The 21,456-nt window shown below is 66.8% G+C and carries 20 protein-coding genes and 1 pseudogene; 11 read left to right on the forward strand and 10 right to left on the reverse strand.

What is annotated here, in order from left to right:
• The 3 genes and pseudogenes from C9424_RS14355 to C9424_RS14370 all read left to right on the forward strand — a co-directional run.
• A pseudogene (locus tag C9424_RS14355) lies at positions 1–260 on the forward strand (lipoyl synthase); the annotation flags it as partial.
• Positions 261–351: 91 nt separating this feature from the next.
• Positions 352–1,101, forward strand: a complete 750-nt coding sequence (locus C9424_RS14360) for a DUF4191 domain-containing protein (protein WP_091255175.1) — start codon at positions 352–354, stop codon at positions 1,099–1,101.
• Between the two features lie 174 nt (positions 1,102–1,275).
• Entirely contained in the window at positions 1,276–1,638 is a 363-nt protein-coding gene (locus C9424_RS14370; protein WP_116767485.1) for a DUF3817 domain-containing protein, read from the forward strand.
• A gap of 202 nt (positions 1,639–1,840) precedes the next feature.
• On the opposite strand, the gene C9424_RS14375 is transcribed toward C9424_RS14370, so the two are convergent.
• On the reverse strand, positions 1,841–2,278 hold the full coding sequence (locus C9424_RS14375; RefSeq protein ID WP_091255170.1) for an RDD family protein: 438 nt from the start codon (positions 2,276–2,278) through the stop codon (positions 1,841–1,843).
• 283 nt (positions 2,279–2,561) lie between these two features.
• Here C9424_RS14375 and glnA (C9424_RS14380) point away from each other — a divergent pair, with 283 nt between their 5' ends.
• Both glnA (C9424_RS14380) and C9424_RS14385 read left to right on the forward strand, forming a co-directional pair.
• The gene (glnA, locus tag C9424_RS14380) at positions 2,562–3,986 is read left to right on the forward strand and encodes a type I glutamate--ammonia ligase (protein WP_091255168.1); all 1,425 of its coding nucleotides are present in this window, start codon (positions 2,562–2,564) and stop codon (positions 3,984–3,986) included.
• 273 nt (positions 3,987–4,259) lie between these two features.
• Entirely contained in the window at positions 4,260–5,372 is a 1,113-nt protein-coding gene (locus tag C9424_RS14385; RefSeq protein ID WP_161958235.1) for a sialate O-acetylesterase, read from the forward strand.
• 82 nt (positions 5,373–5,454) lie between these two features.
• Here the strand turns inward: C9424_RS14385 and C9424_RS14390 are convergent, their stop codons facing one another.
• From C9424_RS14390 to glnA (C9424_RS14405), 4 genes are all read right to left on the reverse strand, one after another.
• Positions 5,455–5,970: a GNAT family N-acetyltransferase gene (locus C9424_RS14390; protein WP_116767487.1), complete on the reverse strand. Its 516-nt coding sequence runs from the start codon at positions 5,968–5,970 to the stop codon at positions 5,455–5,457.
• A 61-nt stretch (positions 5,971–6,031) separates the two neighbouring features.
• Positions 6,032–6,448, reverse strand: a complete 417-nt coding sequence (locus tag C9424_RS14395; protein ID WP_116767488.1) for a VOC family protein — start codon at positions 6,446–6,448, stop codon at positions 6,032–6,034.
• 77 nt (positions 6,449–6,525) lie between these two features.
• Positions 6,526–9,537 (reverse strand): bifunctional [glutamine synthetase] adenylyltransferase/[glutamine synthetase]-adenylyl-L-tyrosine phosphorylase, encoded by a 3,012-nt coding sequence (locus C9424_RS14400; RefSeq protein ID WP_116767489.1) that lies wholly within the window; start codon positions 9,535–9,537, stop codon positions 6,526–6,528.
• A 9-nt stretch (positions 9,538–9,546) separates the two neighbouring features.
• Positions 9,547–10,887, reverse strand: coding sequence for a type I glutamate--ammonia ligase (gene glnA / locus C9424_RS14405; RefSeq protein WP_018772372.1), 1,341 nt, complete (start codon positions 10,885–10,887; stop codon positions 9,547–9,549).
• A 263-nt stretch (positions 10,888–11,150) separates the two neighbouring features.
• On the opposite strand from glnA (C9424_RS14405), the gene panB reads away from it, so the two are divergent.
• The 3 genes from panB to C9424_RS14420 all read left to right on the forward strand — a co-directional run bounded on the left by panB (position 11,151) and on the right by C9424_RS14420 (position 13,449).
• Positions 11,151–12,077 carry a 3-methyl-2-oxobutanoate hydroxymethyltransferase gene (gene panB / locus C9424_RS14410; RefSeq protein WP_116767490.1) on the forward strand — a complete coding sequence of 309 codons (927 nt, stop codon included), beginning with the start codon at positions 11,151–11,153 and terminating at the stop codon, positions 12,075–12,077.
• A gap of 170 nt (positions 12,078–12,247) precedes the next feature.
• Positions 12,248–12,637, forward strand: a complete 390-nt coding sequence (locus C9424_RS14415; protein ID WP_116767491.1) for an SHOCT domain-containing protein — start codon at positions 12,248–12,250, stop codon at positions 12,635–12,637.
• A 53-nt stretch (positions 12,638–12,690) separates the two neighbouring features.
• Positions 12,691–13,449 (forward strand): MBL fold metallo-hydrolase, encoded by a 759-nt coding sequence (locus C9424_RS14420; RefSeq protein WP_116767492.1) that lies wholly within the window; start codon positions 12,691–12,693, stop codon positions 13,447–13,449.
• A 94-nt stretch (positions 13,450–13,543) separates the two neighbouring features.
• On the opposite strand, the gene C9424_RS14425 is transcribed toward C9424_RS14420, so the two are convergent.
• A complete protein-coding gene (locus tag C9424_RS14425; RefSeq protein WP_116767493.1) occupies positions 13,544–15,577 on the reverse strand; it encodes a phage holin family protein in 2,034 nt (677 codons plus the stop codon).
• Positions 15,578–15,762: 185 nt separating this feature from the next.
• On the reverse strand, positions 15,763–15,927 hold the full coding sequence (locus C9424_RS14430) for an SPOR domain-containing protein (RefSeq protein WP_116767494.1): 165 nt from the start codon (positions 15,925–15,927) through the stop codon (positions 15,763–15,765).
• Positions 15,928–16,107: 180 nt separating this feature from the next.
• On the opposite strand from C9424_RS14430, the gene map reads away from it, so the two are divergent.
• A complete protein-coding gene (map, locus tag C9424_RS14435) occupies positions 16,108–16,986 on the forward strand; it encodes a type I methionyl aminopeptidase (protein WP_116767495.1) in 879 nt (292 codons plus the stop codon).
• Between the two features lie 95 nt (positions 16,987–17,081).
• Positions 17,082–17,885 carry a polyphosphate--glucose phosphotransferase gene (gene ppgK / locus C9424_RS14440; protein WP_116767496.1) on the forward strand — a complete coding sequence of 268 codons (804 nt, stop codon included), beginning with the start codon at positions 17,082–17,084 and terminating at the stop codon, positions 17,883–17,885.
• Positions 17,886–18,084: 199 nt separating this feature from the next.
• Here ppgK and nrdR read toward each other — a convergent pair whose 3' ends face one another.
• From nrdR to C9424_RS14455, 3 genes are all read right to left on the reverse strand, one after another.
• Positions 18,085–18,588: a transcriptional regulator NrdR gene (gene nrdR / locus C9424_RS14445; protein WP_091255145.1), complete on the reverse strand. Its 504-nt coding sequence runs from the start codon at positions 18,586–18,588 to the stop codon at positions 18,085–18,087.
• Positions 18,589–18,714: 126 nt separating this feature from the next.
• Positions 18,715–20,100, reverse strand: coding sequence for a histidinol dehydrogenase (hisD, locus tag C9424_RS14450; RefSeq protein WP_116767497.1), 1,386 nt, complete (start codon positions 20,098–20,100; stop codon positions 18,715–18,717).
• A gap of 107 nt (positions 20,101–20,207) precedes the next feature.
• Complete coding sequence (locus C9424_RS14455) at positions 20,208–20,789, reverse strand: hypothetical protein (protein WP_116767498.1); 582 nt, start codon at positions 20,787–20,789, stop codon at positions 20,208–20,210.
• A 196-nt stretch (positions 20,790–20,985) separates the two neighbouring features.
• Between C9424_RS14455 and C9424_RS14460 the strand changes: the two genes are divergently transcribed.
• Positions 20,986–21,444 carry a flavin reductase family protein gene (locus C9424_RS14460; RefSeq protein ID WP_202615888.1) on the forward strand — a complete coding sequence of 153 codons (459 nt, stop codon included), beginning with the start codon at positions 20,986–20,988 and terminating at the stop codon, positions 21,442–21,444.
• The last annotated feature ends 12 nt before the right edge of the window (positions 21,445–21,456 follow it).

Genomic DNA, 21,456 nt, shown 5'->3' on the forward strand with positions numbered 1-21,456 from the left:
TGCGCCCGTCCGAACGGCACCTGCCGGTGGACCGCTGGGTCAAGCCGCAGGAATTCGTGGACCTGCAGCAGGAAGCGGACGAGATCGGCTTCCTGGGCGTCATGTCCGGACCCCTGGTGCGCTCCTCGTACCGCGCCGGCCGGCTCTGGGCCACCGCGATGCGCAAGAAAGGCTGGGAAATCCCGGCCCAACTCGCCCACATCGAAAGCTCCGGCAGCACCCGCCAGGAAGCCAGCTCGTTGCTCGCGGCGCATTCCTGAATCCTGTTCCAGAACCCTTCCACTTAGGGGCCGGCACCGGATGATTCCGGCGTCCGGCCCTTAGCCATGAATCACGTAGAATTAAGGCACTATGGCGAATTCCCCTGACTCCAGCAGCTCCAGCCCGGCTTCCGATGCTCCGAAGCGCGGTCTTTTCTCCCGCAAGCCCAAGGAAGCAAAGGCCAAGAAGCCGAGCCGGCTGAAGCAGATCGGCGAGGTCTTCCAGATGACGCGCCGCCACGATCCCATGGTTCCGTGGCTCATGCTGCTGGCGTTCCTGGGCGTTGTCGCCGCCAGCCTCCTGGTCGGCTTCCTGCTCGATAACTGGATCACCGGCCTGATCATCGGCATCGCGCTGGGCGCCATTGCCGCAACCTTGATCCTGTCCCGCCGCGCCGAGCGCGCCGCGTTCGCGCAGATCGAGGGCCAGCCGGGCGCCTCAGGTGCCGCGCTGGGCACGCTCAAGCGCGGCTGGATCACCGAGGATCAGCCCGTTGCTGTCAACCCCCGCACGCAGGACGCCGTCTTCCGCGCCATCGGCCGTCCCGGCGTCGTGCTTGTCAGCGAAGGTCCCAGCAACCGGGTCAAGCCGCTGGTCGACGCCGAACGCAAGCGGCTCTCACGCATCCTGCCCAACGTCACAATCCACGTGATCGAAAGTGGCCGCGGCGAGGGCCAGGTGCCGCTCAGCCAGCTCGCCAAGAAGATGAACAAGCTCAAGGGCGAACTGACAAAGACTGAGGTCAGTGCCGTGTCCAAGCGTATTTCCTCGCTCGGCGGCCGCCTCCCCATCCCGAAGGGCATCGATCCTTACAAGGCCCGCCCGACCCGCGGACGCTAGGCCCTGCCCGCAGCCTCATAGGCAGCACTGCACGCCGGCTGTACAGGATCGCCCCGGTTCGCGCCCCCTTCAGGCCGCCAGCCGGGGCTTTTCCATGACCGCCCGACGGCGACCGGCCACGACGCCCGCACCACGACCGTCAGCACCAAGAACTTCAGGAACCAGGAGACCCGCATGAAACTTCCATCGACCGCCGCCATGATCCGCGTTTTCCGGTGGCTGGCGGTTGCCGAAGCGTTCAGCTGGGCCGCACTGCTGACGGGCATGGTCCTCAAGTGGGTGACGCGGACGACGGAACTGGGCGTGGAGGTTGCTGGTCCGATCCACGGGGCGTTCTTCATCGGCTATGCCATCGCGGTGTTGAGTCTGTGGGCGATGCTTCGCTGGCCGTTCAAGGTTGCCGTGCTCGCGGGCGTCTCCGCCGTCTTCCCCTTCGCGACGGTCTGGTTTGAACGCTGGGCCGGGCGCGGCGGCCACCTGGGGGTGCAGGTCGGCGAGGCTGCGCGGACGCCGGCCCAGGAGACGGCGGGCGTCTAGTTCCGCCCGGGACCTCGGGTTCTGTGCGCCCTGGCAACATCGCTGCGCCCATCTGACGCATATGACCGCTATCCCGGGACGTTTGACGGCCATTCGTGGAGAACCGCAGCCAAGAGGTGGCGGCCGACCGGCCATACGTCGCAAACGACGAGGGAACGCCCCGCACTGACAGCCTGGGACCGCCGTCGGACGCGGGCAGGAGCTACATCCGGACGAGCACGGTATTCATGGCTTTGTCGTGCAGTCCGCGCTGGTCCGGGTCGAAGATGACGGCCGGAATGACGAGGCACAGCAGAAGGGTGCGCACCAAGGCCGCGAGCGGGCCCGCCGGGCCGCCGCCCAAGCGCAGCACGTGGATGCTTACGATCCGGTGGCCGATGCTGTAGCCGAGGGTGCCGACGAGGAGGATCTGTTCGACGGCAAACACGGCCAGCGTGGCCCAGGAGTCGCCAGCGAAGGCGAAATTGCTGATCAGCAGCGCGATGCCCCAGTCGATGCAGATCGCCAAAATGCGGCGGCCCGCGCGGGCGATCGAGCCTGGCCCGGCCTCGGGCAGTCCAAGCCGTTCCCCCGGGTACTTGGAGATGCCGGATGTGTCCGGCCCGCTGAGCCATGAACCGATGTCTTTGCGATCTACCACCGTCCAAGCTTATCGGGTCAGGGCCGTCCACAGTGTGGGCGGCCCTGTGTCACACTGTGGAACTGGATAGGTCACACTGTGGACCGGCGACTAGCGTTTACCTGTCAGGGCGTTCTGTAACCTCCCCGAAACAATACGGACACTGCGGGGAAACCCCATGTCCTTAGGGTGGTAACAGTTGCTAGCGGTTCAGAAGCGGGGATGCTTTTTTGCCTTCCCGCTGTTGGACTGCCCTGGACCAATGTGCCTGACGGCCAGATCTTTCATATGCGTAAGGAGCATAATGTTCAAGACTGCGGACGAAGTCCTCAAGTTCATCAAAGACGAAGACATCAAATTCGTCGACATCCGCTTCACCGATCTTCCTGGCGTTCAGCAGCACTTCAACGTGCCCGCCAAGAGCGTTGATGCCGACTTCTTCGTCAATGGCCAGCTCTTCGACGGGTCTTCGATCCGCGGCTTCCAGGGCATCGCCGAGTCTGACATGCAGCTCATCCCGGACGTGACCACGGCATTCCTCGACACGTTCCGCATGGAAAAGACCCTTGCGCTGAACTTCTCGATCGTGAACCCCCGCACTGGCGATCCGTACCACCGCGACCCCCGCGGCGTGGCCGAGAAGGCCGAAGCCTACCTCGCCTCCACCGGCATCGCCGACACCGCCTTCTTCGCCCCCGAGGCCGAGTTCTTCGTCTTCGACAACGTCCAGTACCAGTCCTCCCCGCAGGGCAGCTTCTACAAGATCGACTCCGAGGAAGCTCACTGGAACACCGGCCGTGAGGAAGAGGGCGGCAACCTCGGCTACAAGACCCCGGTCAAGGGCGGCTACTTCCCCGTCTCCCCCACCGACAAGCAGGCCGACCTCCGCGACGCCATGTGTGTTGCGCTGGATGAGGCCGGCCTTGAGGTCGAGCGCAGCCACCACGAGGTCGGTTCCGCCGGCCAGGCTGAAATCAACTACAAGTTCACCACCCTGACCCACGCGGCTGATGACCTGCAGAAGTTCAAGTACGTCATCAAGAACACTGCCGACGCCTGGGGCAAGTCCGTGACCTTCATGCCCAAGCCGGTCTTCGGTGACAACGGCTCGGGCATGCACTGCCACCAGTCGCTGTGGACCGGTGGCGAGCCGCTGTTCTACGACGAGAAGGGCTACGCCGGCCTGTCCGACACGGCCCGCTGGTACATCGGTGGCCTGCTGAAGCACTCCTCCGCAGTGCTCGCCTTCACCAACCCGACGGTTAACTCCTACCGCCGCCTCGTCAAGGGCTTCGAGGCCCCGGTCAACATGGTCTACTCGCAGGGCAACCGCTCCGCCGGTATCCGCATCCCGATCACGGGCTCCAACCCGAAGGCCAAGCGCATCGAGTTCCGCGCTCCGGACCCCTCCTCCAACCCGTACCTGGCATTCGCTGCCCAGCTGATGGCCGGCATTGACGGCATCCGCAACCGGATCGAACCCCCGGCTCCGATCGACAAGGACCTCTACGAGCTCCCCGCCGAAGAAGCCAAGGACATCCCCAAGGCTCCGGGCACCCTCGAGGAAGCCCTGGAGGCACTGGCCGAGGACAACGAGTTCCTCCAGGCCGGCGGCGTCTTCACCCAGGACCTGATCGACACCTGGATCGAGTACAAGTACGAGAACGAGATCCGTCCGCTCTCGCTGCGCCCGAACCCGTACGAGTTCGAGCTCTACTACGGCGTCTAGCCAGATCACAGGGCTAGACAGCGTTTAGCCCGCAAGGGGTCCTCAAGACCCTGGACACATCAAAGGCCGGCACCAGGTTCACCACCTGGGGCCGGCCTTTTGTTGCGTGAGTTCTGCGGCTGTCCATAGTCCGCATGGCCGGGAGGTTCAAGGAAAGCCGAAGGTTCTTGGGCCACAATGGCCTTCCCGGCTGGCCCGGGTCGCGTCGCTGTTGCCGAACAGTGGCTAGTTGTCGGTGCTGGCCCTCCCTGCCTAGCGTGGGAAGTGAGATCCGTGAAAAGACTTACAACCTGGATTCAAGGACTACTGGTCGGCCTCACGGTTTCTGCCCTTATGCTCGCGGGCGTGACGCCGGCGCAGGCAGCGACCAAGGTCACCGTCCTGGATGTGTTCTTAGCTGTCGGGCAGTCAAATATGTCCGGCCGCGGCCTCCCCAGCGGCACCACAGATGATCCGGCGGACCCGAGGATATTCCAGTACGGCGCGAAGCTACGCACATTCCGGAATGCCACTATCCCCTTGGACATGCTCGACGTCGCCAAAGGCATCTCCCCCGCCACGACCTTTGCCCGCGGGTACGTGAAAAACCAGCCCGCCAACGTCGGAGTTCTCATCATCCCCGCGGCGCGCGGCGCCACTGCGTTTACCAACAGCGTGGGAACCCCGACCTGGAATGTGGGCACCGCCTCCGCCCCGGAATTCGACCTCCCCGCGCTGGCAGTCACACAGACCCGCGAAGGGATCGCGGCGGCCGTGGCGGCGGGCTACACCGTGAAGCTCAAGGGCATCCTCTGGCACCAAGGCGAAGGCAACTGGTGGATGTCGACCTCGGCATACAGTGCGAAGCTTGACGAGCTCATAGGGTACTTCCGATCCCAACTGGCCGCCCCTCAACTGCCCTTTGTGGTGGGGGGCCTGGCGCCGGAGGGAATCGCGGCCCAGCCGGGTTTAGCCAACGTTGACAAGTCACACAAGGGAACCCCCTCACGAGTCGCTTACACCGCGTTCGCACCGTCCATGGCCGGGGGTGTGAACGACGGTGACGCGTTCCATTTCTCCCGGACCGGCGACGAGTTCCTGGGGAGAACGTACCTCACCGCCTTTTGGCGGGCAGCCAAAATCACCTACGGCCCGGTACCGATCATCACCGGTACCGCGAAGGTCGGTTCCACCCTCACCGCCGTGCCCGGCGCTTGGGCCGTGTCCCCGGTTACCCTGAGCTACCAGTGGTACCACTCGGGGACTGCGGTCGTTGGCGCCACGGCTGCCACCTATGTGGTCCCCTCCGGCGATCTGGGACGGACCATCACCGTCAAGGTCACCGGCTCCAAGACCGGCTACACCACGACCTCCAGGACCTCCGCCGGCACCAAGGTGGCGCAGTAGCATCGTGCGGGGTGCCCACTCCCCAAATCAGCGCTTGAGATCAACTGACGCACCCGGCGTACCGGTCAAGGTGCGCTTCCGGTCAGAACGCCCGGTACATGATGCGTTGCGGGCCGGCGTCGCCGCCGTCGTAGCGGCCGCGGTCCTCGAAGCCGGCCTTGCGGTAGGCGGCGAGGCCGCCGGGGTTCCCTTCGTTGACGGAGAGCACGACGCCGGCCTGGCCGGTTCCGAGGCCGGCCGTCAGTTTGGCTGCCTCCCGCACGGCGGCCTCGGCTGCGAGGGTGCCCAGCCCCCGGCCCTGATGTTGCTGGCCAATCAGGAAGCCCCGCAGGAGCCAGACAGAGTCGTCGTCGGGCCAGCCCGCCAGGGTCGCGGCGCCCCGCTGGAGCGTGAGCACGCCCACGGCTGTTCCGTTGACGTCCACGGCGAACGGGTACCGGGACTCTTCTTCCAGCGCAATCAGCATCATCCGCAACGGGTCGCCAACAAACTTCCGCTGGCCTTCGCCGAGTTCCAGCAGCGCGATCTCCCCCAGCTTGACGGCCCGGGCGTCGTCATCGAGGTTCTTGATGGGCAGCAGCCACACGTGTTCAGCCATGTAGCCAGCGTACCCATGCCGGCAGCGCCTGCCGCCGCGAGCGGCCTGCGGCTGAAGTCAGCTACAGCGCGGCGTCCTTCGGCGGGCCGGCCGGATCCATCCAGAAGACCTCCCAGAGGTGGCCGTCCGGGTCCTGGAAGCTGTGCGTGTACATGAAGCCGTAGTCCTGGGCCTCCTCCGATGCCTTGCCTCCGGAGGTCAGCGCCGTCCGGATGACCGCATCCACGGCCTCACGGCTCTCCAAGGAAAAGGACATGATGACCTCGGCGGCGTCCGCCGTGGGGGCCACCGACTTGGAGGTGAAGGTCTTGAAGTAGGACTCGACGAGCAACATCACGTACGCGCCGTCGTTGACGATCATGCAGGTGGCGTTCTCATCGGTGAAGTCCGGGTTAAAGGAGAAACCCAGTGCGGTGAAGAACTCAACAGTGGTATCGAGATTCCGGACGGGGAGGTTCACAAACAGTTGCCTGGCCATCCGCCCAAGGTAGCACCGGGCGGCGGCATCTGTCAGTCCGGAGTGTGTCAGTGACTCGCGGGCCGCGCCGATCGGCGCTACTGGCCGTAGAAGGTCCGTTCGAAAACCGACCGTGCACGCCGGCTCAGCCGCAGGTAATCCTCTTCGAGTTCCGCGGCGTTGCCTTGCCCATAGCCGCACCACCGTGCCACGGCTTCGAGGTCGCGGCGGGAGGAGGGCAGCAGGTCCGAGGTCCGGCCGGTCCAGATGACATTGGCCGAACGGATCCGACTCGCCAGCCGCCACGCCCGGAGCAAAATCACGACGTCGCCGGCGTCGATCAGGTCCAGGGCCGCGGCCGCTTCGAGGGCCTCCACGGTGGAGGTGGTCCGCAGTTCCGGGTGTTTGCCGGCGTGCCGAAGCTGGAGCAGCTGGGCCAGCCATTCGACGTCGCTCAGGCCGCCGCGGCCCAGCTTCAGGTGGCGGGCCGGGTCGGCGCCGCGCGGCAGGCGCTCCGCCTCGACCCTGGCCTTGACCCGCCGGACCTCCCGCACGTCCTGGTCCGACAACGATTCCGGGTAGCGGATCGGATCGATCAGGGCGATGAAGTCCTCCGCCAGGGCGTCGTCGCCGGCCATCGGGCGCGCCCGCAGCAACGCCTGGGCCTCCCAGACGAGAGACCACCGGCGGTAGTACTCGGCATAGGACTCCAGGGAACGCACCATGGGCCCGCTCTTGCCCTCCGGGCGCAGGTCCGCGTCGACGGACAGCACGCGTTCGGCCAAGATCGCCGGTTTGAGCGGCTGGGTCAGCAAGCTTGAGAGCTTGCCCACGATCTGCGAGGCCTGCGCCTGCGCTTCCTCTTCCGGGACGCCGGGCAATCCCCGGTGTACGTACATGACGTCGGCGTCTGAGCCGTAGCCGATCTCCCGGCCGCCCTGCCGGCCCATCGCCACCACCAGCACGTGCGTCTTGAGCGGTTCCTCGGCGGTGATGATCGTCTCCGCCACGCGCAGCGCCCCCAGGACGGCTGCCCGGTCGGTGTCGGCGAGGGCTTCGCCCACCTGGTCCTGATCCAGCAGTCCGGCACTGTCCGCGATGGCGATGCGGAGGATTTCGCGGCGCCGGATCAGCCGGATCAGCCGCATGGCGCTCTCCGGGTCCGCGTGCCGGGACATCTTCGAGGCGATCTCGAGCCACTGGGATTCGAAGCTAAGCGGGACAAGCTCTTTGTCGGTACCGAGCCACGCCACAGACTCCGGCGAGACCTCCAGCAGGTCCGCGATCAACCGGGAGTTGGCGAGCACATGGCAGAGCCGCTCTGCCGCCGCCGTCGAATCGCGGAGCATGCCCAGGTACCAGTGCGTCGTGCCGAGCGCCTCGCTGACGCGCCGGAAGGCGAGCAGACCGCCGTCGGGATCCACGCCGTCGGCGAGCCAGTCCAGCAGGATCGGCAGCAGTTGGCGCTGGAGCGCCGCGCGGCGACTGACCCCGGCCGTGAGGGCCTCGATGTGCCGCATGGCGCCGCGGGGATCGAGGTAGCCCAGGGCCGCGAGCCGGCCTTGGGCGGCTTCCGGAGTGAGGCGGGCCTCTTCGCTGCTCAGCGTCGCAACCGTGTTGAGCAGGGGGCGGTAGAAGATGCGTTCGTGGAGTTCGCGGACGGAGCGCTTGGTCTTTCGCCACGCGCCTACGAGGGCGTCCGGTTTGGGCCGCTCGGTGGAGAACGGACCCAACACGGCCTTGGCAAGGGAGCGCAGGGACGCTTCATTGACCGGCATGAGGTGTGTCCGGCGCAGCTGGAAGAGCTGGATCCGGTGCTCGAGGAGTCGCAAGTAGCGGTAGTCGCGGTCGAATTCCGCGGCGTCCGAGCGGCCGATGTACCCGCCGGCGGACAGCGCGGCGATGGCGGACGTGGTGTCCCGGCAGCGCAACGATTCATCGGACTTGCCGTGCACAAGCTGCAGAAGCTGCACCGTGAATTCGACGTCGCGCAGTCCCCCGCGGCCCAGCTTGATCTGCCGCTGTTCTTCATCGGCCGGAATGTGCTCGGTGACGCGGCGGCGCATGGCACGGACGGATTCGACAAAGCCTTCCCGGCCGGCCGAGGACCAGATCAACGGCGTCACGGCGGCCTCATAGCGTGCCCCCAGCGCGGCGTCGCCGGCGATGGTCCGGGCCTTCAGCAGGGCCTGGAATTCCCAGCTCTCGGCCCAGCGCGCATAGTAGCTCTCGTGCGAGGCCAGGGTCCGGACCAGTGGGCCGGACTTGCCCTCGGGCCGCAGATTCGCGTCCACTTCCCACAGCCCTGGTTCGCGGCTCGTGGACATGATCGCCCGCGAAATACCCGAGGCGAGGGCCGTGCCGATCATGGTTGCCCGGACGTCCTCCAAAGTGCCGGAATCGATCACGTAGATGACGTCGACGTCGGAAATATAGTTCAGTTCGCGGGCGCCGCACTTGCCCATGCCGATCACGGCAAGCCCGACGTCGGCGACCTCCTTGGCGTCGAACTTCTCCGCCGCCTCGGCCCGGGACACGGCGAGGGCCGCCTCCAGGGCGGCGCCGGCAAGGTCCGCCAGTTCCGCACCGGCAGCCGGCATGAAATCGAGGGGATCGGCCGCGCACAGGTCCTTGATGGCGAGTTCCACGAGCCCGCGCCGGTATGCCGTCCGCAGGGCGGCGTAGGCTTCCTGCCCGCTGAGGGCCGCCACCGGCCGGGCAGACTTCGGATCCGCCCGCACTGACTGCAGCAGCCGGGCCCGGAGGGCTGCCGGGTCCGCGGCCAGCGGTTCCGGGCTGACACGGGCGGCGAAGGCGTCAAGGTGCTCGGGGTGGCGGATGAGAAATTCGCCCAGCGCCTCGGAGGCACCCAGCACCCGGTACAGCGGTTCGCTGGCTTCCGGATCCGCGACGGCGAGCTTGCGCAGCTGCGGGTGCTTCTCGATCAGCCGGACCAGGGACTGCAGGGCCGTGTCCGGGTTAGCCGCCAGCTGCAGCCCGGCAAAGAGGGCGTCCTGGTCGAGCCCCTCCAGTTCCCGGGCTGCCAGGAACCGTTCCCCCTTGTCGAGATCACTGAAGCCGGCGGCTATGAGGCGTCGTGCCAGGCTCACCGGGGCCGCCTACAGAATGCCGAGATTGCGCTGCAGCTCGTAGGGCGTGACCTGGAGGCGGTAGTCCTGCCATTCCGCACGCTTGTTGCGCAGGAAGTGCTCGAAGACCTGCTCGCCGAGGATCTGCGGCATGAGTTCGGAGTCTTCCATGGTCCGGATGGCGTCGTGCAGGCTCGCCGGCAGCGGATCGTGCCCCATGGCGCGGCGCTCGGCCGAGCTCAGCGACCAGATGTCGTCCTCCGCCGCGGCGGGGAGCTGGTAGCCCTCTTCGATGCCCTTGAGGCCGGCGCCGAGGAGCACGGCGTAGGCCAGGTAGGGGTTGGCGGCGGAGTCGATGCCACGGTATTCGATCCGCGCGGACTGGCCCTTGCCGGGCTTGTACAACGGGACGCGGACCAGCGCGGAGCGGTTGTTGTGGCCCCAGCTCAGGTAGCTCGGCGCCTCACCCCCGCCCCACAGCCGCTTGTAGGAGTTCACGAACTGGTTGGTGACGGCCGTGAATTCGGGCGCGTGCTTGAGGATGCCGGCAATGAACTGGCGCGCGGTCTCGGAGAGCTGGAACTCGGAACCGGCCTCGTAAAAGGCGTTCGTGTCGCCTTCGAAGAGCGAGAAGTGCGTGTGCATGCCAGAGCCCGGGTGGGCCGTGAACGGCTTGGGCATGAAGGTGGCATAGGTGCCCTGCTGCAACGCGACTTCCTTGATTACCGTCCGGAACGTCATGATGTTGTCCGCGGTCTGCAGGGCGTCCGCGTAGCGGAGGTCGATCTCGTTCTGGCCCGGGCCGGCCTCGTGATGGCTGAATTCCACCGAGATGCCCACGGATTCGAGCATGGTCACGGCGGTCCGGCGGAAGTCCTGGGCGACGCCGCCCGGGACATGGTCGAAGTACCCGCCCTCATCCACCGGGACGGGAGAGCCATCGGGGCCCGGTTCCTGGGACTTGAGCAGGTAGAACTCGATTTCGGGGTGGGTGTAGCAGGTGAAGCCCATGTCCGCGGCCTTGGCGAGGGTGCGCTTGAGGACGTTGCGCGGATCCGCGGCGGAGGGCTCGCCGTCGGGCGTCAGGATGTCGCAGAACATCCGCGAGGTCGCCTCCGTCTCACCGCGCCAGGGCAGGATCTGGAACGTGGCCGGATCAGGCTGGGCGAGCATGTCCGATTCAAAGACGCGGGCCAGGCCCTCGATCGAGGACCCGTCAAAGCCGAGTCCTTCTTCGAAGGCGCCTTCCACCTCGGCCGGGGCAAGAGCCACGGACTTGAGCGATCCCACGACGTCGGTAAACCACAGACGCACAAACCGCACATCGCGCTCTTCGATCGTCCGCAGGACAAACTCTTGCTGGCGGTCCATACTGGCCTCTTTCCGGTTCTTCCATCCGTGCCCCAGGCCCGCCTTTCATGGGCCCCGCGGCTGCTCACGGTTCACTTTACTAAGCATTGGCACCGATTGCTGAAGGCGGCCCTCCGCGTAACACACCGTTAACACAAAGTCGGAGAATTTCGCGCCGCCTGGCGGGAGTGCGCAGTCGCCACGGCGGCCCGTGTGACGTGATTCACCGGCGACGGCCGGTTGCCCGGTAGCTGTGGTGCCCGGTATCGCATTACGCTCGTGGCATGGCCACCAGCAACAGCTCCGATTCCAGCACGCCCGCAGAACTTCCCGCCCCTTACGGCAGCGGCCCGACGGCGGCTTCCGCGGGCGCCGCGGCCGGCGTTGCCGGGGCACCGGAGGTTTCGCGGAAGCCGGTGGCACGGATCCGCACCCACCATCTGCACCAGGCCAAGGCCAACGGCGAGCACTTCGCCATGCTCACCGCCTACGACCAGTACACCGCGGAGATCTTTGACCAGGCGGGCATCGAGGTCCTGCTGGTGGGCGATTCGGCCTCCAACAACGTCTTCGGCAACGAGACCAGCCTGCCCGTGACTGTGGACGAACTCCTGCCGCTGTGCCGGGCCGTGGCCCGCTCCGCGCGGCGCGCCCTGGTGGTCGCGGACCTGCCCTTCGGCAGCTACGAGGTCTCCGCCCAGCAGGCCGTCGCCACCGGCGTGCGGTTCCTCAAGGAAGGCCTGGCCCATGCCGTCAAGATTGAAGGCGGAAAGTTCTACGCCGACACCGTCCGCGCCATGGTCCAGGCGGGGATCCCGGTCATGGCCCACATCGGCTTCACCCCGCAGAGCGAGCACGCCCTCGGCGGCTACCGGGTCCAGGGCCGCGGCGACGACGCCGCACGCCTGATCGAGGACGCCGTCGCGCTGGCCGACGCCGGCGCGTTCTGCGTGCTCATGGAAATGGTCCCCGCCGCCACGGCGGCCGCCGTCGACGCCGCCGTCGACGTCCCCACCGTCGGCATCGGCGCCGGCAACGCCACCACCGGGCAGGTCCTGGTCTGGCAGGACATGGCGGGCCTGCGCGGCGGAAAGATGGCGAAATTCGTCAAGCAGTACGCCGACCTTCGGACCTCGCTCACCAACGCCGCCAAGGCCTACGGCGAGGACGTGCGCTCCGGCCACTTCCCCGGCCCCGAACACTCCTTCTAGGCGGCTGCAGCCGACACCTCATCCTTCGCAGGTGATGTGTCGCGTCTCCACTCCGGGCAGGCTGACCATTGAGGTCTGCATCAGACCTCAGTGGATGTTCCGCCGTTCCGGCCGTAGTCGTGCCGGAGGAGCTGCGTCAGGCTCCGGCGGACACGATGGGAGGAGTATCGATGGGCACCACTAGCTTCTGGGACATTCTGGTGTGGAGTTTCTGGTTCTTCATCTGGATCGCCGCACTGACGGTGTATTTCCGCTGCTTGTTTGATATGTTCGGCGACCACTCGCTCAGCGGCTGGGCCAAGGCCGGCTGGGCGATCTTGATGATCTTCTTGCCCTGGCTCGGCGCCTTCATCTACCTGATCGCCAGGGGGCGCAGCATGGCGGAGCGGCAGATGGCGCGAATGGCCGAGCAACAAGCTGCCCAGCAGGAGTACATCAAGCAGGCCGCAGGCACAACATCCACCCCGGCCGCCCAGATCGCAGATGCCAAGGCGCTGTTCGATTCCGGTGCCATCAACCAGACCGAGTTTGACTCCCTTAAGGCAAAGGCTCTGGCCTGAGGCGACCAGACCTAGCCTGATAACGCACTACGCCGGGGTGGGGGCCGATCCGTGTGAGAATCACCTGGCTGGGTCACTCCTCGGTGGTTCTGGATCTCGACGGGGTTCGGGTCCTGACGGATCCGTTGCTCCGCCCTCATGCCGGGTTGTTACGACGCCTGGCACCGCGGCCGGACCCGGTGTCGTGGAGCCACCCGGACGTGGTGCTGGTCTCGCACCTGCACCACGACCACGCCGAGTTGGGCTCCCTCCGCATGCTGCGCGGGGCAACGTTGATGAGCGCCCCGGCGAATGTCGCCTGGTTGCGTCGCCGGAGGCTGCCTGACACGGCTCCCTTGGGGGACGGCTGGACCCCGGTGGGCGCCGGTGTCGAGATTCGCCAGGTCCCCGCCGAGCACCGCAGCCGTCCCATGCCGCATCGTCCCAACGACGCCAACGGCCAGCTGGTTCGAGGGCCGTCCGGCAGTGTCTGGATAGCCGGTGACACCGGGCTATATCCGGAGATGGCCGCGATGTCCGCCATGGCGGGCGGGACGATCGACGTCGCCCTGTTGCCGGTCTGGGGGTGGGGACCGAGGCTCTCGGCGGGACACCTGTCTCCGGAGACTGCCGCCCGGGCCGTCGCTATGAGCGGCGCGAGATTCGCCGTGCCGGTCCACTGGGGAACGCTGCACCCTCCGTTGATCGCACACTTTGCCCGGAACTGGCTCGAACAGCCCGGGCTCCGGTTTGCGGCCGCCGTGGCGGAGCAGGCTCCCGACTGCACAGCGGTGGTCCTCGCCCCTGGCGAGTCCTGGGTGGAGCCCGTGTGAGCCGAGGACCCGAAACTGCGCCCACCCCCAACGGGGCGTCCTCAGCGATGCGGCATGTGCCACTCACCCAGTCCAGGTGCTTAATTCCAGTCGCTCAACCGCGGGACGCCGTCGTGGCACGCTGCCCACAGGACTCGAGCATCGCCACCAGCAACCGATGGAGTTCATCGGCACCTTCTATCCGCTCCGGCAGCGTCGCCATGAGATCGGCCGGGCCGAGCAGCACGGCCCGGTCCTGCCAACCGCCGAGGCCCCCGTGGGATCCGACGAGTCCTTCGAACGCCGCGACGTCGTCGGTCACGGGGCTGATCGTGCTGTTGACGTAGAGATCCGGTGCCTCGGGATGCTTCAACGCCCGTCGGAGCACCAGCGCCGCGTGCGGCCCGAAGGGTGCCAGCGGATCGGTGCCGTGCACTGCGCCGCTGGCCAGGTTGAGGCGCCCGCCGCTACCGATCGCCCATGCCCGGCCGTCTTCATCGACGCCGGCGACGAACCCGACGCCGGGATGGCCCGCCAGACCCGGGACCAGGGCCGGCCACCGACTCTCGAGGGCCTCGAGAGTCCATCGCCGGTCGCCCCGGACGTAAACCAAGCCCAGATTCCCCGAGCCCAGCACCACAACCGGCTCCTCGGCGGCGTCGCCGGGCGCCGAAGTCTGCTGTGCCTTGGTTAGAACCTCGTCGGCACGGCCGGCGAGCTTCCCGGTCATCCCCCGGGCCGAGATGTCGCCGGCGATGGAGTCCGCGCGCCCCAGCCCTTCGACCGAAGTGTCCACGCTCTGGACGTTGGCATGGATGAGGTCTGCACACAGGTCACCGAGCGTCTGGCCATACCGGTCGGCGAACGGGGTGCCCTGGGACTGGCCATGGTCCGAGAGCACGATCAGCCGGTAGCGGCGGGGAGCGGACCCGGCGAGCTGAGCCAACGATCCCAGCGTGCGGTCCAAGCCATCCAAGGCGGCGAGCGATTCGGGCCTGAACATGCCTGCGTGGTGCGCGATCTCGTCGTAGTCGACGTAGTCGACATAGATGCTCCTCGTGCCTCTCCGCAACTCCTCTGCCACCAACGCCGTGTTCAGGTCACGCAACAGACTGTTAGTGACTGCCCGCAGCAGGGCGAAGGTCCAGTCCCGATGCACTCGCGGGTCAAGGTCCCGCTTGACCTGTCGTCGGGCCTGCCAACGCTCCTTAAGAATCTCCCCGACCGTTCGTGTGAAGCTGCGCATAAACCCGCTCGGCGAGGTGAAAAACCAGGCGAACGCCCGGCGGGTCTGGGCGGAGCCGCGCCCGACCCCTACCCGGCTCATCGTCAATAGCGATCGGGGCGCGTCCCCGGTGAACAGGTTTGAAATGGAGACGCCGTCGTCGTAGAGCAGGCCCTTGCCGGTGCTGTGCCTCTCCTCGATCACCCGGGCGTCTGCCGGGCGGTTGGCCACCAGGACCCGGTTAAGCTCACGGTCGTACCACCGGAAGGCCGGGATCCCGTCCACGGTGCCGTGCAGAATGCCCAGCTGGCTGGCCGGCGTGGTGCACGGCAGCTGGGGCGTCCATTCGCGGAGCTGGTAATCCCCCGTCGCCAGCCAGCGCCGGATATTGGGCACCGCCCCGGACTGGACCGCCCATTGCAGCACCGGGAAGGGAACACCGTCGAGTTGGACGAACAAGATGCCGTCAACCTCCGGATCGGGCACGCTTTCCTGCCGGCGTGCCCTGCCGGCCAACGAGCTGATCAGGCCGTCATCTGTACCGGCTGTAGTAGCCCACGAGATGATCGTGCCCACGGCCGCGCTGATCCAGGTTGCCGCCAGGGCGGTCCCTGCGGTCGACTCGATGCCGGGAACCAGTCGGATGGCGACGTACATGATCAGGGCCTGGCCGACCAGCGCGGTAAGCAGCACCGCCAGCCAGCCCACCCGGGCGGAGATCTCCACCAAGGCCGGGCGGAGGACGAGGCCGACGATGCCGGCCACTGCTGCCACGGCGGCATAGGCCCACCAACTGTTTGCAGAGAACCCCGGCAGCAGCGCGCCGGTGACGATCAAGGCTACAGTCGATCCGCCCCAGGCAACGGCCAGCCTCGCCAGGTCGGCGATTCGGACGCCGCGGGTGCGGGTATCGCGCGTCGGCATTGTCCCAGTATGGCCGGACGGACCTGTCCGGCACTCATCCTCACGGGGTGAGAATGACGGTGAGAAGGATCAGTCCGCCAGCCGCGGCGTCCGGTCGGCGATTGCCGTGGGAGGCTCTCGGCGATTCAACCCGACGCGGCTGCGGAGAGGGCAGGGCACGGCTGCCGCGCACCCGCAGGGACGGGCTAGTCGTCCTCGCCCTTGTCCCACGCCTCGTTGCGCGCCTTGACCTTTTCGAGCGCGTGTTCGGCTTCCTCGCGGGTCTTGTACGGTCCGATCAGCTGGCTCCAGTCGGACATCGCGTCTTCCTCGATCTCGTGAGTGTTGACGTTGTACCAGTATTCGGGCATTGGTGCTCCTTCGTGCCCCGGATAGTCCCTGGGCTCTAGTCCCGGTTGAAGCTCCGGAAGATAGTCCGGCGTCGTTCAGTTTGTTCTCCGGGCTCCATATGTTTCCGGGCTGTGTTTTCTGGGCTGTGTTTTCTGGGCTGTGTTTTACGGGCTTCGCCCGACGGCTTATATGATCAATCTATGCCTTCTCTAGCCTCAACTGCACCCATCGGCACGCTTGTCCCGGGGACAGTGAGCCCGCAACTTCCAGTACCGCCGTCCATCCCGCGTCCGGAGTATGTGGGCAAGCCGGGTCCTGCAAAGTTCACGGGATCCGAGGTCAAGTCGCCGGAGACCATCGAGAAGATCCGGATCGCCGCCAAAATCGCGGCACAGGCCATCGTGGAGGTCGGCAAACACATCGCCCCCGGCGTCACCACCGACCAGCTGGACCGGGTGGGCCACGAGTTCCTCCTGGACCACAAGGCGTATCCCTCCACCCTCGGCTACCGGGGCTTTCCGAAGTCACTATGCTCCTCGCTCAATGAGGTCATCTGCCACGGGATCCCCGACAGCACGGTGGTCCAAGACGGCGACATCCTGAATATCGACATCACGGCGTTCATCGGCGGTGTGCACGGCGACACCAACTACACCTTCGTGGTCGGCGATGTCGACGAGGAATCCCGCCTCCTCGTCGAGCGCACCCAGGAATCGCTGAACCGCGCTATCCGGGCTGTAGCCCCGGGACGCGAAATCAACGTGATCGGCCGGACCATCGAGTCCTACGCAAAACGCTTCGGCTACGGCGTGGTCCGCGACTTCACCGGACACGGCGTCGGCGAGGCTTTCCACACGGGGCTGATCATTCCGCACTACGATGCCGCCCCCGCATACAACACCGTCATGGAAACGGGTATGGTGTTCACGATCGAGCCGATGCTGACCCTGGGCACCGTTGACTGGGACATGTGGGCCGACGACTGGACTGTTGTGACCCGCGACCACAAGCGCACCGCACAGTTCGAGCACACCCTGCTCGTCACGGAGTCCGGCGCCGAGATCCTCACATTGCCCTGACCCTGCTCCACACGGCATTTCCCCTGAAGATCCACATCTTCACCCGCCGGCCCTGGCCGGTCCCCTAGCCCGCCCCTGCCACGAACGGAATGATATTGGCCAAGAAGGACGAGAAGTCGAAGAAGAACGCCCCCCTGATCGGCATTGACATCGGCGGGACCGGTATCAAGGGCGGGATCGTGGACCTGAAGAAGGGCAAACTGATCGGCGACCGCGTGCGCTTCCCCACGCCGCAGCCCTCCACCCCCGAGTCCGTGGCCGAAGTCGTCGCGCAGGTCGTCGCGGAGCTCACCGCCCGTCCCGACGCGCCCGACGCCAGCAGCCCCGTGGGCGTCACATTCCCGGGCATCATCCAGCACGGTGTGGTTCACTCGGCCGCGAATGTGGACAAGTCGTGGCTGGAGGCCGACATCGACGCCATGCTCACGGCGCGTCTCGGGCGCCCCGTCGAGGTCATCAACGACGCCGACGCCGCCGGCCTCGCCGAGGCCCGCTTCGGTGCCGGCGAAGGGGTCGCTGGCACCGTGCTGGTGATCACTCTGGGCACCGGCATCGGTTCTGCCTTCATCTTCGACGGCAAGCTGGTTCCCAACGCCGAACTCGGTCACCTGGAGATCGACGGCTTTGACGCCGAGACCAAGGCATCCGCCGTGGCCCGTGAGCGTGACGGCCTCAGCTGGGAACAGTACAGCGTGCTGCTGCAGCGCTACTTCTCCCACGTAGAGTTCCTGTTCTCCCCCGAGCTCTTCATCGTCGGCGGCGGCATCTCCAAGCGTGCCGACGAGTATCTGCCGCACATGAAGCTGCGCACGCCGATCGTCCCGGCCGAGTTGAAGAATGACGCGGGCATCGTGGGCGCAGCCATCGAGATTGCGCTGAAGCACAAGCTCGCCAAGTAGCACATCGCCGGATAGCCAAAATGAGCTATCACTCCGGGTCGTTCTGAACGCTGGGAACGACCCGTAGTGATAGCTCATTTTTGGTGGAGCCGGTGGTGGCTGCGGCTTCCCCTCCGCTGCCACCACCGGAGTCTGTGGCGGGATATAGGACCTGGTGAGGGGGACGCCACCACCGGGCCAAGAATTTACGACGACAAATTTACGACGGCGCTTGGAGCGGGCTCTTCTTCGGGTTCTTGCCGTCCCTGCCCTTGGACTCGGCCTCATGGCGAAGCAGGGAAATCGCGGCTTCGAAATCCTCCAGCGATTCGAAGGCCTGGTAGACGCTGGCGAACCGCAGGTAGGCAACCTCGTCCAGGCGCTGCAGCGGTTCCAGGATTGCCAGCCCGACTTCGTGGGCTTCGATTTCGGCGGCGCCGGAGCCGCGGATTGCCTCCTCGACCTCCTGCGCCAGCATGGCGAGGTCGTCTTCGGTGACCGGACGGCCCTGACAGGCTTTGCGGACGCCGTTGATGACCTTGCTGCGGCTGAAGGGCTCGCCGACGCCGGAGCGTTTGATGACGGTCAGGCTGGTGGTTTCCACCGTGGTGAAGCGGCGGCCGCATTCGGGGCACTGCCGGCGGCGACGGATGGCGGAGCCGTCGTCGGCGATCCGGCTGTCCACCACGCGCGAATCAGGGTTACGGCAGAACGGGCAATACATGTCAATTCCTCCCCGGTCGCAAGCCTGAACGGAGCACAGCGCCGTGTGCCCCCGCGATCAGTTTACGACTAGATATAGCTGAATAACAAGCCTGTAATTACTACATGTAGTGGTCTGGGCGGGTGGTTACCTGGCGGCGAAGCGCGCCGTGACGGCCTCGCCGTGGGCCGGCAGGTCTTCCGCGCCGGAGAGGCTGACGATGTGCCCGCTGACCTGCTCCAGCGCGGAGCGGGAGTAGTTGATCACCTGGATGGCCCGCAGGAAAGTGGTTACGTTCAGGCCGGAGGAGAATGCCGCCGTGCCGCTGGTCGGCAGCACGTGGTTGGAGCCGGCACAGTAGTCTCCAAGGCTGACGGGGCTGTAGTCCCCCACGAAGATCGCCCCGGCGCTGCGGATCCGGGCCGCCACGCGGGCGGCATCCGCGGTCATGATTTCAAGGTGTTCCGCGGCGTACGCGTCGCAGGCGGCAATGCCCTGCTCCAGGTCCTCCACCAGGACGACGCCGGACTGTGGGCCGGAGAGGGCCTCGAGGACGCGGCTGGAGTGCTTGGTGGCAGCGGCCTGGCGTTCGAGTTCCACGCGGACTTCGGCCGCAAGGGCCTCGGAGTCGGTGAACAGGACCGATGCCGCCTTGGGGTCGTGTTCGGCCTGACTGATGAGGTCCGCCGCCACGAGGGCCGGACTGGCGGTCGAGTCGGCGAGGATCGCGATCTCGGTGGTGCCGGCCTCGGAATCGATCCCCACGACCCCCTTCACCAGCCGCTTGGCGGTGGCCACGAAAATGTTGCCCGGACCGGTCACGACGTCCACGGGATCGATCCCGGGAAGGTCACCGGCGTCGGAGGCCCCGGCGGGGATGCCATAGGCGAAGGTGGCGATGGCCTGCGCCCCGCCGATCGCGTAGACCTCCTCGATGCCCAGCAGGCACGCGGCCGCCAGGATCGTGGGGTGCGGGAGGCCGCCGAAGTTCTTTTGAGGCGGCGAGGCCAGCGCAATGGATTCGACGCCCGCTGCCAGGGCCGGGACGACGTTCATGATCACCGAAGACGGGTAGACCGCCAGCCCGCCGGGGACATAGAGCCCCACGCGCGCCACCGGCACCCAGTTCTGGCTGACGACGGCGCCTTCTCCGAGTTCGACGTCGACGTTCGCCGGGCGCTGGGCATCCGCGAAGCTGCGGGCCCGCCGGATGGATTCCTCGAGTGCCGCGCGCACGGCGGGGTCCAGACCTTCCAAAGCCGCGCGCAGCTCCTCGGCCGGGACACGGGGGTGGGCCTGTTCGACGCCGTCGAAGGACAGTGCCAGTTCCCGCAGTGCGGCGAAGCCCCGCGTGCGGACGGCGGAGATGATGTCCTGGACCTTGTCCTCGGCATCTGCCATGGTGCCGGACTGTGCCCGCGGTACGGCAGCGCGCAGCCCGGCGAGGGACAGGTGCTGGCCGCGCACGTCCACCGTGCGGAAGTTGAGGGCGGCGGGAATCGGGGTCACAGGGCTGTCAGGAGTTAGGCTCACCCGATCATTTTACGTGCCCCGCCGGGGCACTCCGACGCTGTGACGCGGCCCGGGCGCGCGGCCGCCGGCCTGAAGCCTGGCCGGGCGCCAGGCGCCAGGCGCAGGGTTTAGGAGCGGGCTTTGCCGCCGGAGCCCGGAAAGAGGCTGTTCAGGAAGATGGCCAGGGCGATCGCCGCCGGCCAGATAGCGAGGACCGCGTAGGAGCGCAGAGAAAAGGCGACGCTGGCGCTGGCCGAGGTATCGGCCGGGGCTCCCCACCACTGGGCGCTGAGCAGACCGGTTCCCCACGCGAGGAGCGAGCCGGCAGCGCCGGCCAGGACCACCAGGATTACGGTGCCGGGCGCCGGCTGTGCATGTTTGGAGCCTGCGACGAACGACCCGGCAATGCAGCCGGCGAGCAGGCACAGCCCTGCCAGCACGAGGTCCCGGGGCAGCCAGGTTGCCGTATTGGTGCCGGCGGCAAGGTCCGGGTTCCGGGTCAGCAGGTTCAGTCCCGACGGCGCCAGAAGCCACCAAAGCAGCCCCACCGGAATGCCGGCCGCGGCGATGACCGCCGCTTTCCGCCACGGGGTTCCGGCGTGTCCGGGCTGCTGTACGGCTTTCATCTCGGCGGGCAAGGTCAGGGGCCGGTCCGGGTGCGCGGGCTCCCCGGTGTGCTGAACGGGGCCGTCTACTGCGGGCTGTGTCATGCAACAAACGGTAACAAGGATTCCCCGGCCCGGCACATGACGCCGCGTGGCAGCACATGACGACGGGGGTAAACAAATCTCCCACTTGATCGGAGGCGGAATACGCTGGCAGTAGGAACCATGACACATACGTGCAGCAGGGAGTTGGATCGCAGTGGCCACAGATGACGGAATCTTCGAGGGGACATTCAAGGAAATGTTCCGCCGGCACGCGGCCGGCGTGGCGATTATCACCGCCAACTACAACGGCGTCCCCTTCGGATTCACCGCGACCTCCGTGGCTTCCCTGTCTGCCAAGCCGCCGCGCTTCACGTTCAACATGGCCAGGACGTCAAGTTCGTGGCCGGCCGTGGCGAACACGAGCTACATCGGGGTCCACATGCTCGGGCTGGAGAACCAGGAGCTCGCAGACCGCTTCGCCCGGGCCGGCAACCGGTTCGACGGGGACCACTGGGAGTTAGGACCCCACGAAGTGCCCGTGCTGAAGGGCGTCACCGGCTGGTTGATCGGGCAGGTCCAGATGCGGTTGTCGTTCGAGAACAACGCCGTGGTGGTGGTCGAAGTGGTGGAGGGTCAGGTCGGCGAAGACGGCGCTCCCCTGCTTTATCACTCCGGGGCCTACAGCCAGCCGGTTCCGCTCGACTACGAGATCTGACAGAGGCCGCGA

The organism is Arthrobacter sp. H-02-3 (assembly GCF_003097355.1).
GTDB lineage: Bacteria > Actinomycetota > Actinomycetes > Actinomycetales > Micrococcaceae > Arthrobacter > Arthrobacter humicola.